Origin of the sequence: Streptomyces sp. NPDC000151 (assembly GCF_040301705.1) — a bacterium.
Lineage (GTDB): Bacteria > Actinomycetota > Actinomycetes > Streptomycetales > Streptomycetaceae > Streptomyces.
Genome location: NZ_JBEPFC010000184.1, coordinates 1 through 13,058, shown reverse-complemented (window position 1 = coordinate 13,058; position 13,058 = coordinate 1). Strand labels below are relative to the sequence as shown.

The window sequence follows — 13,058 nt, the reverse complement described above, 5'->3', positions numbered from 1 at the left end:
GCGGCGGGCCGCCCCGCCGCCGGCAAGACCGGCACCGCCGAGGAGGACAAGGCCGCCTGGTTCGCCGGGTACACCCCCGACCTGGCCACGGTCGTCGCCGTACTCGGCCAGAACCCCAAGACCGCGGCGCAGGAACCGCTGTACGGCGCGGGCGGCCTGGCCCGCGTCAACGGCGGCGGCTTCCCCGCCGAGATCTGGGCCGACTACACCGCGGCCGCGCTGAACGGCAAGCCCGCCAAGGACTTCGACCTCGAGCTGGAGAGCGGCGCCACCGACCCGGCGCCCACGGCCACCGGGTCGCCCACCGCCCCGGGCGGCGACACGGGGGCGCCCAGCACCCCGCCGCCGAACTCGTCCCCGGCCACCCTCCCGCCGACCACCGCGCCGCCCACCACCGTCGAACCGCCGCAGCCCACCTTCCCGACCGAGCCGCCGCCCACCACGGCACCCACCGAGGACTTCCCGACGGTGGAACCGGGCGGCGGCGGCCCGGGCGGAGCGCCCGAAACGCCGCCGGGCCGGCAGTAACACGCGCGAGACCCCGGCGGCCGGACGGCCACCGGGGTCTCTCTCTGCGTGCTTCGCGCGCTTTGTTTGCGTGCCCTGCGTGCTCTCTCAGTGCCCGGAGGTCGCCTTCAGACCCACGACGGCCACCAGCAGCAGGCAGATGAAGAAGATCCGGGCCGCGGTCGCCGGCTCGCCCAGCACCAGCATGCCCACCACGGCCGCGCCGGCGGCACCGATGCCGACCCACACGCCGTACGCCGTACCGATCGGCAGCGTCTTCGCCGCGTACGACAGCAGGGCCATGCTCGCGATGATGCCCGCGCCCGTGAACAGGCTGGGCCACAGCCGGGTGAATCCCTCGGTGAACTTCATCCCGATCGACCAGCCGACCTCCAGCAGACCGGCGACGAGCAGCAGTATCCATGCCATGACGGCACCTCCATGACCAGCGCACACGCGTGCGCGCATCTACAGGGGGTGCGTCGTCTTGTCATGACCCGGTACGGCGCGTCTCGTCGGGATGTCTTCGACCTTAGCAAGCCACGACGAAACGGGCGGTGACACCGGTCACCGCCCGCGGGGATATTCGTACAGGTCAGGCCTATCGGCCCGGGTCGGAGGTCCCGGGTCAGAGGTACAGCCCGGTGGAGTCCTCGGCGCCCTCCAGGCGCTCCGCCGCCACCGCGTGCAGGTCGCGCTCCCGCATCAGTACGTACGCGACGCCGCGCACCTCCACCTCGGCGCGGTCCTCCGGGTCGTACAGCACCCGGTCCCCCGGCTCGACGGTACGGACGTTCTGCCCCACCGCGACGACCTCCGCCCACGCCAGCCGGCGGCCTACCGCGGCCGTCGCCGGGATGACGATGCCGCCGGTCGAGCGTCGCTCGCCCTCGGCGATATCGGTACGGACGAGCACCCGGTCGTGCAGCATCCGGATCGGCAGCTTGTCGTGGCTGTCCTGAGTGTTGTTCGGGCTCACGCCAAGACCGTACCTGCCCCGGGGCACGAGCCGGGCCCCGGCCCGGCAGCCAGGGCCCTCATGGCTACGACTGGTGCGTACGACCGATGCGTACGGCTGGTGCCTACGACCGGCGCTTGCGTGCGCCCATCGCCAGCAGCCCCACCAGACCCACCGCGACCAGCGCCACCGGCACGATCCGCTCCATCCGCGGCGCGCCGTCCTCCGACACCAGCTGCGCGCGGACGTCGGAGACGGCTCGGTTCGCGACCACGTACGCCCGTCCGGCCGTACGGTCAACTGCCGCCGCGGCCTTCGCCTTCGCGTCGCCGACGATCGTCTTGGGGTGCAGCCGCACGCCGATCTCGTCGAGCGTCACGGCGAGCTCCTGCCGCCGGCGGAGAATGTCCGCCTCGATCTGCGCAGGGGTCCTGGCATCCGACACCGCGCTGCCTCCGTCGTCTCGGCCGGTGAGTACAGATCCTCGATGGTTCCTGATGGACAGTCTGTCAGCTCAGCACCCGTCCCGCTCCACGGCACCCCCGATCAACGCGCCCACGCGGCGTACAAAGAGGGGAACCGGCCGATGGCGGGAGGGGCCGCCGGTGGACCTCAGTAACCTCGGAACAGAACAAGTGACCACCGCGGTCGGCACGCCCACCGACCCACCCATGAGGAGAGCCATGAGCGAGCGACTGCAGCCCGGCGACACCGCCCCCGCCTTCACCCTCCCCGACGCGGACGGCAAGCAGGTCTCGCTCGCCGACCACAAGGGCCGCAAGGTCATCGTCTACTTCTACCCCGCGGCCCTGACCCCCGGCTGCACGAAGCAGGCGTGCGACTTCACCGACAACCTCGACTTCCTGGCCGGCCACGGCTTCGACGTCATCGGCATCTCCCCCGACAAGCCCGAGAAGCTCGCGAAGTTCCGCGAGAAGGAGGAGCTGAAGGTCACCCTCCTCGGTGACCCCGACAAGAGCGTCCTGGAGGCGTACGGCGCCTTCGGCGAGAAGAAGCTCTACGGCAAGACGGTGACCGGCGTCATCCGCTCCACCGTCATCGTCGACGAGGAGGGCAAGGTCGAGCGCGCGCTGTACAACGTCAAGGCCACCGGCCACGTCGCCAAGATCATCAAGGACCTGGGCCTGTAACGGCCGGGGCGTTCCTCGGTCCGCGGGCCGCTCTCGGCCCGCGGCCGGGACCCTCCCGCCCCCTTCCGGAACCCCCTCACACCGACCCTAAACGGCCTACACCGAGTGACGAATATCGCGTTCTGCCGCCAAAGTGGTTTGACCGACTCCGTAACCGCGCAGACGCCCCTTTCGAAACGAGCCCACCGCGCAGTGCGCGGACCGACCGAGCGAGAGGACCGCACTCGTGCCGACCGGCAGTACCGATGCCGCCTCCGGGACCGAGCTGGATCGGGAGGCAGTCAGGCGCCACCGCGCGCTCTTCCGGGCCGTCGCCCGCCGCAGGAATCCCAAACTCCGCCGCACCGACATCACCATCACCGACGAAAAGATCGTGAAGCGCGCCGTCAAGGCCGCCGCCGTCGGTAATGCGATGGAGTGGTTCGACTTCGGCATCTACAGCTACCTCGCGGTCACGATCGGCCACGTCTTCTTCCCCAGCGGCAGCGACACCGCGAGCCTGCTGTCCTCGTTCGCGACGTTCGCCGTGGCCTTCCTCGTACGGCCCATCGGCGGCGCGTACTTCGGCCCGCTCGGCGACCGCATCGGCCGCAAGAAGGTCCTCGCCTTCACCATGATCATGATGGCCGTCGGCACCTTCGCCATCGGCCTCATCCCGTCGTACGCCTCGATCGGCGTCTGGTCGCCGGTCCTGCTGATCCTCTTCCGGCTGGTCCAGGGCTTCTCGACGGGCGGTGAGTACGGCGGCGCCTCGACCTTCATCGCCGAGTACGCCCCCGACAAGAAGCGCGGTTACTTCGGCAGCTTCCTGGAGTTCGGCACCCTCGCCGGGTACACCGGCGCGGCCGGCCTGGTCCTGCTCCTGAACACCTCGCTGGGCTCCGAGGCCATGGGCGACTGGGGCTGGCGGCTGCCCTTCCTGGTCGCGGGCCCGCTCGGCATCGTCGGTCTCTACCTGCGGATGAAGCTCGACGAGACGCCGGCCTTCCAGAAGCTGGAGGCCAGCGAGACGCACAGCGCCACGGGCTCACTCACCGAGGAGGAGGCCGAGTTCTCGCACCTCTCCGAGAACGCCCCCAAGAAGAAGCTCGGCGAGATCTTCTCCCAGCAGTGGCCCGCGCTCATCCTGTGCATCTGTCTGGTCGGCGCGTACAACATCACCGACTACATGCTGCTGTCGTACATGCCGACGTACCTGACCGACACGCTCCACTACAAGGAGTCGCACGGCCTGCTGGTGCTGCTCGGCACCATGGTCGTCCTGATGCTGGTCATCAACTTCGTCGGCCGGCTCAACGACCGCTTCGGCCGCAAGCCGCTGCTCATGACCGGCATGCTCGGCTTCTTCGTCCTCTCCATCCCCTCCTTCCTGCTGGTCAAGGACGGCAGCCTGCTGTTCGTCTGCATCGGCATGCTGCTGATGGGCTTCTCCCTGGTCTGCCTGCTGGGCACGATGTCGGCGGCCCTCCCGGCCCTCTTCCCGACCAACGTCCGCTACGGCTCGCTCTCCATCGGCTACAACCTCTCCACGTCCCTCTTCGGCGGCACGACCCCCCTGGTCATCACCGCCCTGATGGGCGCCTTCCACGGCAACGAGATGGTCCCGGCGTACTACGCCATGGGCGCGGCCCTCATCGGCGTCATCGCCGTCCTCTTCATGAAGGAAACCGCCCAACAGCCCCTGGAGGGCTCCCCGCCCTCAGTAGCCACCCACGAAGAAGCGGTGGAAATGGTCTCGGCCCAGTCCCCGGACCCCCGCTTCTGACCACGCGCTGAACCCCTCCCCGAATCCCCCGATCACTCGATCGGGGGATTCTTCATTCCTGCCCGTCACTCCGCGTAACCCCCGCCCAGCGAGGCCCGTTGTTCCGTTCGACACCAGAACAATCGGCCGCCGAAGCGACCGGTCACCGAACGGGGGAACGTCCATGCCCGCCAGCCCGTACACCCACGCCCGCCTCTCCGAGGCCGTGGCCGCCTCCCACACCCTCTCGGAAGCCTTACGCCGACTCGGCGTGGACCCGAAGGGCCCGTCCCGCAGCTACCTCCGCGCCCGCATAAAGGCCCTGGGCATAGACACCTCCCACTTCCAACGGGAGGGCACGCGCTGGACGAAGGACGTCCTCGAAGCAGCCGTAACCTCTTCGACCAGCATGTGCGAGGTCCTCCGCCACCTGGGCCTCGACGTCGTCGGCGGCCACCACACCCACATCAGCCGGCGGATACGGGCGTTGGGGATCGACACGTCACACTTCGGCGAAAGCGAGCGTACGAAGCGCAGCCCGCATCGACGGCGCACTCTCGAAGAGCTCCTCGTGGAGCAGGACCCGGCCAACGCCCGCCGCACCCACCCCGACCGGCTGAAGGGCGCCATGCTGGCCCACGGCGTGTCCGAACGCTGCGCCCTCTGCGGAACGGGCACGCTCTGGCGCGGCCGCCCACTGCCGCTGGAGGTGGACCATGTCGACGGCAACTGGCGGGACAACCGCCTGGAGAACCTGCGCCTCCTCTGCCCGAACTGCCACTCGTGCACCGACACCTACCGAGGCAGGAACAAACGCCGCAGGGCCGTAGGCCCGGCCGGAGAGGCGACGACGTGAGCAGCGGGCTGAAGTACACCCGAGAGCGGATGGCCGAAGCTGCCCAGTCCTGCACGGACATCGACGAAGTCATCACCTTCTTCGGCACTCGCCCTTATCAACGGCTGCGCCGCTATCTGCTGCAGCGCTTCGAGCACTTCGGCATCGACGTTTCGCATTTCCACCGCCGGAAGTACGCGCGGTACGGCGCCACCGCCCCTCGCGCACTGCCCAAGGTCGTTTCCACTTCGTTTTCGCTGGCGGATGCCCTGCGCAAACTCGACCTGCCCGACAACAGCCGCACCCGGCAATTGCTCAGGCACTGGATCTCCGAGCGGGATCTCGACACATCACACTTCCTCGGCCAGGGGCACCGGCGGGGCAAGCCGGGCACGACGCCCATGAGGCCACCGGAGAGCATCCTGGTGAAGCACGACGGCACGCGCCGGACGAAGACAGTGCTGCTCCGCCGCGCGCTACGACAAGTGGGCGTAGCCGAGCGTTGTTTCGAGTGCGGCACCGGGCCGGTCTGGACCGGTAAGCCGATGACGCTGGAGATCGACCACATCGACGGCGACTGGAGCGACGATCGGCTCGAGAACCTGCGGCTTCTCTGCCCCAACTGCCATGCGACCACCCGTACCTGGTGCCGAGGAGGCGGCAAGCGCTCGAGTAGCCCCTGATCCCCTGCCGCAGACGCACGTCAGCCGCCAGCCGGTACCATGGCTGGCGGCTAGCGGCCGTGGCGGAATTGGCCTACGCGCAGCACTTAGGATGCTGTGGGAGAAATCCCTTGAGGGTTCGAGTCCCTCCGGCCGCACGACTTATTGACCATGGTTTCGAAGGCCCGGCCCCGCACCTAGGAGGCCGGGCCTTCGGCATCTCGTGGAGGCCGGTCAGCCCAGCAGCTCACGTACGACCGGGGCCAAAGCGCGGAACGCCTTGCCTCGGTGGCTGATGGCGTTTTTTTCGTCTGCCGTCAGTTCCGCGCAGGTGCGGGTGTCGCCTTCGGGCTGGAGGATCGGGTCGTAGCCGAAGCCGCCGGTGCCGGTGGGGGTGTGGCGGAGGGTGCCCTCCAGCTTGCCTTCGACGACGCGCTCGGTGCCGTCGGGGAGGGCGAGTGCCGCGGCGCAGGCGAAGTGGGCCGCGCGGTGTTCGTCGTCGATGTCGCCGAGCTGGGCGAGGAGCAGGTCGAGGTTGGCCTGGTCGTCGCCGTGGCGGCCGGCCCAGCGGGCGGAGAAGATGCCGGGGGCGCCGCCGAGTACGTCCACGCAGAGGCCGGAGTCGTCGGCGACGGCGGGGTGGCCGGTGGCCTGGGCGAGGGCGTGGGCCTTCAGGAGGGCGTTCTCGGCGAAGGTGACGCCGGTTTCCTTCACGTCGGGGACGTCCGGGTAGGCGTCGGCGCCGACCAGCTCGATGTCGAGGTCGGCCGCCGTGAGGATGGCGCGGAGTTCGGTGACTTTGCCGGCGTTGCGGGTGGCGAGGATCAGGCGCTGGTGCTTCATGGTGAGGGATTATCCCGGTCCGGGACGGACCACGTCCGGGGCGGGCTACGAGCACGGCCCGAGCGGGCCCCGGCCCGCCGCCCCGTCCCCCAGACGCGAGCCCCGGCCCCGCCCCCCGACCCCGGCCTCAGCCCGGTGTGCAGATCTTGGTGAGTTCCGAGGCGGCGGATTCGATGGGGGTGGTGTCGGGGGTCTTGCCCTGGTCGAGGGACTTCTGGGCGTCCTTGACGCCGCGGGAGAGGTCGTCGACGGCCTTGCCCATGTCGGCGTTGTCGGTCTTGTCGCCGAGCTCGCCGAGGTTCTTGTCGATCTTGTCGAGGGCCTGCTGGGCCTCTGCGGGGTTGTCCGCGCCGCCGGAGACGGCCTGCTGGAGGGCGTCGACGTTCTGGCCGACCGCGGCGGCGGTCTGCGCGCAGTCCAGTGCGGTCTGCACGGCACCGCAGCCGGAGAGCGCGGGGACGGCCAGGGCGATGGCCGCCACGGCGGAGGCGGCGGTCATGACCGTTCGGCGACGGACGGAGCGGTGTGCGGACATGGACGGGCCCTCTCTTTGCAATGAACAGGTAAAGGGAGGAACGCGTGGCGCCCGGTTTTGGTTGCCGACCGGCCGCGATTGTGGCCGCGATTACCGCTGCCTTCGCGGCGTAACGTCAGAAAAGTCCGGTGATGAGACCTGTCTGCGTCAGGAACATCGCGAGGACGACCACGAGGGTCCAGCCGAGGACGTGTTCCATCCACGGCGAGTGGTCGTCGGGGCCGCCCGTGCGGGCGGCAGGCGCGTCGAGGGCGGCGGCAGCGGCTTCAGCAGGCATGACGGTGGAGTCCTCGTCGTGGGGTGCTGGGGGGAGAGATGCGCCCCGTGCCCGTACGGGAGATACGGGGTGCATGTCCCACCTTGCGCCCGTGCCGCGAGCATTCCTAGAGATGCAGGTCCCACGAGGGGAACATCACAGATCGCCGGAAGGCGGGGCGGCGGGGCGCACGGCCGGGTGCGCCGCCGCGCCCCCGCGGCGGTCAGAGCGTCTGCGCCAGGGCCTCGCGCTGGGCCTTGTCCAGGTCCGTGCAGCCGGTGACGGCCAGGTCGAGGAGGGCGTTGAGCTCGTCGCGGGCGAAGGGCTCGGCCTCGGCGGTGCCCTGGACCTCGACGAAGCGGCCGTCGCCGGTGCAGACGACGTTCATGTCGGTCTCGGCGCGGACGTCCTCCTCGTAGCAGAGGTCGAGGAGGGGGGTGCCGTCGACGATGCCGACGGAGACGGCGGAGACCGTGCCGGTGAGCGGCTTGCGGCCGGCCTTGATGAGCTTCTTGCCCTGGGCCCAGGCGACGGCGTCCGCGAGCGCGACGTACGCGCCGGTGATCGCGGCGGTACGGGTACCGCCGTCGGCCTGGAGGACATCGCAGTCCAGCACGATGGTGTTCTCGCCGAGGGCCTTGTAGTCGATGACGGCGCGCAGGGACCGGCCGATGAGGCGGCTGATCTCGTGGGTGCGGCCGCCGATCTTGCCGCGGACGGATTCGCGGTCGCCGCGGGTGTTGGTGGAGCGCGGCAGCATGGAGTACTCGGCGGTCACCCAGCCCTCGCCGCTGCCCTTGCGCCAGCGCGGTACGCCTTCGGTGACGGAGGCGGTGCAGAAGACCTTGGTGTCGCCGAAGGAGATGAGGACGGAGCCCTCGGCGTGCTTGCTCCATCCGCGCTGGATGGTGACGGGGCGGAGCTGTTCGGGGGTGCGGCCGTCGATACGAGACATGGTGCCGACCCTATCGGGAATACCGAAGGCCCCGTTCCGGTGCGTACGCACGTACGGAAGGGGCCTCGGGGCGAGCGCGGCGGGGGCCGTCGGCTCAGCTCACATCGCGGTTTCGTTGCGCGATGTTCCGATGCGCGATGCTCACATCATGTCTTCGATGTCGGCGGCGATCGGGTCGGCGTCGGTGCCGATGACGACCTGGATGGCGGTGCCCATCTTCACGACGCCGTGCGCGCCGGCGGCCTTGAGGGCGGCCTCGTCGACGAGGGAGGGGTCGACAACCTCGGTGCGGAGACGGGTGATGCAGCCTTCGACCTCTTCGATGTTGTCGAGGCCACCGAGCCCGGCGACGATCTTCTCAGCCTTGCTGGCCATGTCCACTCCTGCTTGTCTCGGCCGTCGGCGGTTGTGCCGAAGGATTCCACACGGTAACGCACGTTCAGCCCTGTTGGACGGGCGTATGTCCGTTGCCTGGCGAATGATGGCGACCACCTGGAGTTGCCTCCGGGAGGCCCCGTAGCGCCACTACGAATGGTCTACACCACCAGTATGCGGCAAGCACGAGTCGGCCGTCGTGGGGCCGGCGGCCGGGAGGATGCGGATGAGTTCGGACGCGGCGGCGGCGCCGAGGAAGAAGTGGGGCGGCGGGCTGTTCCAGGGCCTGCAGAAGATGGGGCGCAGCCTGCAGCTGCCGATCGCGGTGCTGCCGGCGGCGGGCATCCTGAACCGGCTCGGGCAGCCCGATGTCTTCGGCGCGGACGGGCTGGGCTGGGACGACGTGGCGAAGGTGTTCGCCGGGGCCGGGCAGGCCCTGCTGGATTCCTCGCTGGGGCTGCCGCTGCTGTTCTGTGTCGGCGTCGCGATCGGCATGGCGAAGAAGGCGGACGGGTCGACGGCGCTGGCGGCCGTCACGGGCTTCCTCGTGTACTACTACGTGCTGCACCAGTTCCCGGTGGACTGCGCGAGCGGCGCGACCTTCGTGAGCGGCGGGCCGCTGGGGGGCGCGTGCGTGGCGAAGGACGGGACGGGGACGCCGGCCGGGTACCAGAATCCGGGGGTGTTCGGCGGCATCGTGATCGGGCTGCTGTCGGCGTGGTTCTGGCAGCGGTACCACCGTACGAAGCTGGTGGACTGGCTCGGCTTCTTCAACGGCCGCCGGCTGGTCCCGATCATCATGTCGTTCGTGGCGCTGCTCTTCGCGGTGGTCTGTCTGTTCGTGTGGCCGCCGATCGGTGACGCGCTGACGAGTTTCAGCAAGTGGATGGTGGATCTGGGTTCGACGGGCTCCGGGATCTTCGGTGTCGCGAACCGTGCGCTGCTGGTGATCGGCATGCACCAGTTCCTGAATACGTTCATGTGGTTCCAGTTCGGCGACTTCACGAAGCCGGACGGGACGGTGGTGCACGGTGACATCAACCGGTTCCTGGCGGGCGATCCGAGTGCGGGCCAGTTCACGTCCGGGTTCTTCCCGATCATGATGTTCGCGCTGCCGGCGGCGGCGCTGGCGATCACGCACTGCGCGAAGCGGCACCGCCGCAAGGAGATCGCGGGCATGATGCTGTCGGTCGGTCTGACGTCGTTCGTCACGGGGATCACCGAGCCGATCGAGTACTCGTTCCTCTTCGTGGCGCCGCTGCTGTACGCGCTGCACGCGGTGCTGACGGGCGTGTCGATGGCGGTGACCTGGGCGCTGGGGGTGCACGACGGATTCAGTTTCTCGGCGGGTCTGATCGACTACGTCATCAACTGGAGCCTGGCGACCAAGCCGTGGCTGATCATTGTGATCGGGCTGTGTTTCGCGGTGGTCTATTACGCGGTCTTCCGCTTCGTGATCACCAAGTTCGACCTGGCGACTCCGGGGCGCGAGCCGGAGGAAGTGGGCGAGGCGATGGAGCAGCAGAACGTGAAGTAGCTGCGGGCGGCGGACTCCCCTGCGGGGTCGGGAACGCCTCTGTGTGGTCGGGGAATGCCCCTGTGTGGTCGGAAAACGGCTCCGGAATAATGGATTCCGGAGCCGTTCCGCGTGCCGTCGTAACGATCGGGAGGAACGGATTCCTTTATGCGGTGACGACATGCTAAGTATGGTCTAAACCACTGAGTGGTGTAGACCAAACTAGCGGGCTGCCCCTTTCCCCTGAGCCCGCCTCACCAGGAGGAATCCGATGAGTACGGCCACCGCCGGCAAGGCGGCACCCGCGAAGAAGCGGGGATCCGGCCTGTTCCAGGGCCTGCAGAAGATCGGTCGCAGCCTCCAGCTGCCGATCGCCGTCCTGCCCGCCGCGGGCATCCTCAACCGGCTCGGCCAGCCCGACGTCTTCGGCAAGGACGGCCTGGGCTGGATCGATGTGTCGAAGGTCTTCGCCGCGGCGGGCGGTGCTGTCTTCGACAACCTGCCGCTGCTGTTCTGCATAGGCGTGGCCATCGGCTTCGCGAAGAAGGCCGACGGCTCCACCGCGCTGGCCGCCCTGGTCGGCTTCCTGGTCTACAGCAATGTCCTCAAGGCGTTCCCCGTCGAGGAAGGCCACATCGACCACGGCAAGTGGGTCGAGCCGGTGGTCAACAACCCCGGCGTGCTCGGCGGCATCATCATGGGCCTGCTGGCCGCGATCCTGTGGCAGCGCTTCCACCGCACCAAGCTGGTGGACTGGCTCGGCTTCTTCAACGGCCGCCGGCTGGTCCCGATCATCATGGCCTTCGTCGGCACCGCGGTCGGCGTGCTCTTCACCCTGGTCTGGGAGCCGATCGGCGAGGCGATCTCCGGCTTCGGCGAGTGGATGACCGGTCTCGGCGCGGTCGGCGCGGGCCTCTTCGGGCTGATCAACCGCGCGCTGATCCCGATCGGCATGCACCAGTTCGTGAACACCGTCTCGTGGTTCCAGCTCGGTGACTTCACCGACGCGGCCGGCAAGGTCGTGCACGGCGACATCGGCCGCTTCTTCGCGGGTGACCCGAGCGCCGGCCAGTTCATGTCGGGCTTCTTCCCGATCATGATGTTCGGCCTGCCGGCCGCCGCGCTGGCCATCGCGCACACCGCGCGCCCGGAGCGCCGCAAGGCCGTCCTGGGCATGATGGTCTCGCTCGGCCTGACCTCGTTCGTCTGCGGTATCACCGAGCCGATCGAGTTCACGTTCATGTTCATCGCGCCGGTGCTGTACGTGATCCACGCGGTGCTGACCGCCGTGTCGATGGCGCTCACCTGGGCGCTCGGGGTGCACGACGGCTTCACGTTCTCCGCGGGCTTCATCGACTACGCGCTGAACTGGAACCTCGCCACCAAGCCGTGGCTGATCATCCCGATCGGGCTGGTCTTCGCGGTGGTCTACTACGTGCTCTTCCGCTTCGCGATCACGAAGTTCAACCTCACCACCCCGGGCCGCGAGCCCGAGGAGGAGGTCGAGGACCTCACCAAGGCGTGAGTCCCCGCTCGTGACGCACGAGGCCCCCGGAGCCGTACGGTTCCGGGGGCCTCGTGCTGTACGAGACGTCTACGGGACGTCAGGGCACGGGGCGTCAGATCTCGTACACCGCCCCGGCCTTCGCGACCTCCACCGGGCCCTCGAAGACCTCCTGGGCGTCGCGGAGGTTGATGCCGGGGTCGGTCCACGGGGGGATGTGGGTGAGCACCAGCCGGCCGGCGCGGGCGCGGGCCGCGTGCTCGCCCGCCTCGCGGCCGTTGAGGTGCAGGTCGGGGATGTCTTCCTTGCCGTGCGTGAAGGACGCCTCGCACAGGAAGAAGTCGGTGTCCTCGGCGAGGGTGTGCAGCGACTCGCAGATCCCGGTGTCGCCGGAGTACGTCAGCGACCGGCCGCCGTGCTCGATGCGGAAGCCGTACGCCTCCACGGGGTGGCTGACCTTTTCCGTACGGATCGTGAAGGGGCCCACGGTGAAGGTGCCGGGGGCCAGCGTGCGGAAGTCGAAGACCTCGCTCATGGCGTGCTCGGTGGGCAGGTCGGCGTGGGCGGCGGTGAGGCGGCGCTCCGTGCCGGCCGGGCCGTAGACCGGCATCGGGGCGCAGCGGCCGCCGTCGGGGCGGTAGTAGCGCACGACGAAGTATCCGCAGAGGTCGATGCAGTGGTCGGCGTGCAGGTGGGAGAGGAGAACCGCGTCGAGGTCGTAGAGACCGCAGTGGCGCTGCAGCTCGCCGAGGGCACCGTTGCCCATGTCGATGAGCAGCCTGAAGCCGTCGGCCTCCAAGAGGTAGCTCGAACAGGCCGATTCCGTCGAAGGGAACGACCCCGAGCATCCGACGACAGTGAGCTTCATAGGGGCGTGAACCTCCGGGGGCGGGGGCGGTGCGGCGGGTCCATGCGGGGCTTGGGCCGTGCTCGGCCGGTCCGTACCACTCGTTGCAGTGCCCACGAGGGTAAGGCGCGAAAGGGCCGGTGGCTCCTCCAGCGGGGCGAGCTGTGGGCGGAATCACCAGTCCGGGTGGGCCTTTGGGGGGCGCGGGTGATACCGGGGGTACGGTGAGCGGCGGCGAGCGAGGAGGCAGGCGTGGACACCTCATGGTGGCCGGCGGTGCTGGCCGTGGTCGTACTGGCGCTGGTGGCGGCGGTCGTCGACGGGCGGGCCCGCTCGGACCGGGGCCCGCGGCGCGGCGGGCGGCGGCCGG

15 protein-coding genes, 1 tRNA gene, 1 pseudogene and 1 riboswitch are annotated in these 13,058 nt (G+C 69.3%); of the genes and pseudogenes, 8 read left to right on the top strand and 9 right to left on the bottom strand.

The genetic code is table 11. The features are described from left to right. A pseudogene (locus ABT381_RS32135) lies at positions 1-528 on the top strand (transglycosylase domain-containing protein); the annotation flags it as partial. Between the two features lie 87 nt (positions 529-615). Here ABT381_RS32135 and ABT381_RS32130 read toward each other — a convergent pair. The 3 genes from ABT381_RS32130 to ABT381_RS32120 all read right to left on the bottom strand — a co-directional run bounded on the left by ABT381_RS32130 (position 616) and on the right by ABT381_RS32120 (position 1,910). Beyond that, positions 616-936: a DMT family transporter gene (locus ABT381_RS32130; RefSeq protein ID WP_351600441.1), complete on the bottom strand. Its 321-nt coding sequence runs from the start codon at positions 934-936 to the stop codon at positions 616-618. 47 nt (positions 937-983) lie between these two features. Beyond that, a riboswitch (guanidine-III (ykkC-III) riboswitch) is annotated at positions 984-1,043 on the bottom strand. Between the two features lie 92 nt (positions 1,044-1,135). After that, positions 1,136-1,438, bottom strand: coding sequence for a GroES family chaperonin (locus tag ABT381_RS32125; protein WP_019711573.1), 303 nt, complete (start codon positions 1,436-1,438; stop codon positions 1,136-1,138). A gap of 151 nt (positions 1,439-1,589) precedes the next feature. Then, the gene (locus ABT381_RS32120) at positions 1,590-1,910 is read right to left on the bottom strand and encodes a DUF3618 domain-containing protein (protein WP_031063178.1); all 321 of its coding nucleotides are present in this window, start codon (positions 1,908-1,910) and stop codon (positions 1,590-1,592) included. Between the two features lie 238 nt (positions 1,911-2,148). On the opposite strand from ABT381_RS32120, the gene bcp reads away from it, so the two are divergent. The 5 genes from bcp (at position 2,149) to ABT381_RS32095 (ending at position 6,015) form a co-directional block, all read left to right on the top strand. Beyond that, positions 2,149-2,616 carry a thioredoxin-dependent thiol peroxidase gene (bcp, locus tag ABT381_RS32115; protein WP_030250220.1) on the top strand — a complete coding sequence of 156 codons (468 nt, stop codon included), beginning with the start codon at positions 2,149-2,151 and terminating at the stop codon, positions 2,614-2,616. Between the two features lie 226 nt (positions 2,617-2,842). After that, the gene (locus tag ABT381_RS32110) at positions 2,843-4,381 is read left to right on the top strand and encodes an MFS transporter (RefSeq protein ID WP_351600438.1); all 1,539 of its coding nucleotides are present in this window, start codon (positions 2,843-2,845) and stop codon (positions 4,379-4,381) included. A gap of 163 nt (positions 4,382-4,544) precedes the next feature. Beyond that, complete coding sequence (locus tag ABT381_RS32105; RefSeq protein WP_351600436.1) at positions 4,545-5,216, top strand: HNH endonuclease; 672 nt, start codon at positions 4,545-4,547, stop codon at positions 5,214-5,216. After that, complete coding sequence (locus tag ABT381_RS32100; protein WP_351600434.1) at positions 5,213-5,878, top strand: HNH endonuclease; 666 nt, start codon at positions 5,213-5,215, stop codon at positions 5,876-5,878. Before ABT381_RS32105 ends, ABT381_RS32100 begins: the two co-directional genes overlap by 4 nt. A gap of 53 nt (positions 5,879-5,931) precedes the next feature. Continuing rightward, a tRNA-Leu gene (locus tag ABT381_RS32095) sits at positions 5,932-6,015 on the top strand. 76 nt (positions 6,016-6,091) lie between these two features. Here ABT381_RS32095 and rdgB read toward each other — a convergent pair. The 5 genes from rdgB to ABT381_RS32070 form a co-directional block, all read right to left on the bottom strand. Beyond that, positions 6,092-6,700, bottom strand: a complete 609-nt coding sequence (gene rdgB / locus ABT381_RS32090) for an RdgB/HAM1 family non-canonical purine NTP pyrophosphatase (protein WP_351600432.1) — start codon at positions 6,698-6,700, stop codon at positions 6,092-6,094. Between the two features lie 127 nt (positions 6,701-6,827). Then, complete coding sequence (locus ABT381_RS32085) at positions 6,828-7,235, bottom strand: hypothetical protein (RefSeq protein WP_351600430.1); 408 nt, start codon at positions 7,233-7,235, stop codon at positions 6,828-6,830. A 115-nt stretch (positions 7,236-7,350) separates the two neighbouring features. Next, on the bottom strand, positions 7,351-7,512 hold the full coding sequence (locus ABT381_RS32080; protein WP_351600428.1) for an SCO1431 family membrane protein: 162 nt from the start codon (positions 7,510-7,512) through the stop codon (positions 7,351-7,353). Positions 7,513-7,714: 202 nt separating this feature from the next. Then, complete coding sequence (rph, locus tag ABT381_RS32075) at positions 7,715-8,446, bottom strand: ribonuclease PH (RefSeq protein WP_351600426.1); 732 nt, start codon at positions 8,444-8,446, stop codon at positions 7,715-7,717. A gap of 141 nt (positions 8,447-8,587) precedes the next feature. Beyond that, positions 8,588-8,821 carry a PTS sugar transporter subunit IIB gene (locus tag ABT381_RS32070; protein WP_030250235.1) on the bottom strand — a complete coding sequence of 78 codons (234 nt, stop codon included), beginning with the start codon at positions 8,819-8,821 and terminating at the stop codon, positions 8,588-8,590. A gap of 226 nt (positions 8,822-9,047) precedes the next feature. On the opposite strand from ABT381_RS32070, the gene ABT381_RS32065 reads away from it, so the two are divergent. After that, positions 9,048-10,358 (top strand): PTS transporter subunit EIIC, encoded by a 1,311-nt coding sequence (locus ABT381_RS32065; RefSeq protein WP_351600424.1) that lies wholly within the window; start codon positions 9,048-9,050, stop codon positions 10,356-10,358. 250 nt (positions 10,359-10,608) lie between these two features. Beyond that, positions 10,609-11,862, top strand: a complete 1,254-nt coding sequence (locus ABT381_RS32060; protein ID WP_351600422.1) for a PTS transporter subunit EIIC — start codon at positions 10,609-10,611, stop codon at positions 11,860-11,862. A 94-nt stretch (positions 11,863-11,956) separates the two neighbouring features. On the opposite strand, the gene ABT381_RS32055 is transcribed toward ABT381_RS32060, so the two are convergent. Further along, the gene (locus ABT381_RS32055) at positions 11,957-12,709 is read right to left on the bottom strand and encodes an MBL fold metallo-hydrolase (protein WP_351600420.1); all 753 of its coding nucleotides are present in this window, start codon (positions 12,707-12,709) and stop codon (positions 11,957-11,959) included. Between the last annotated feature and the right edge of the window lie 349 nt (positions 12,710-13,058).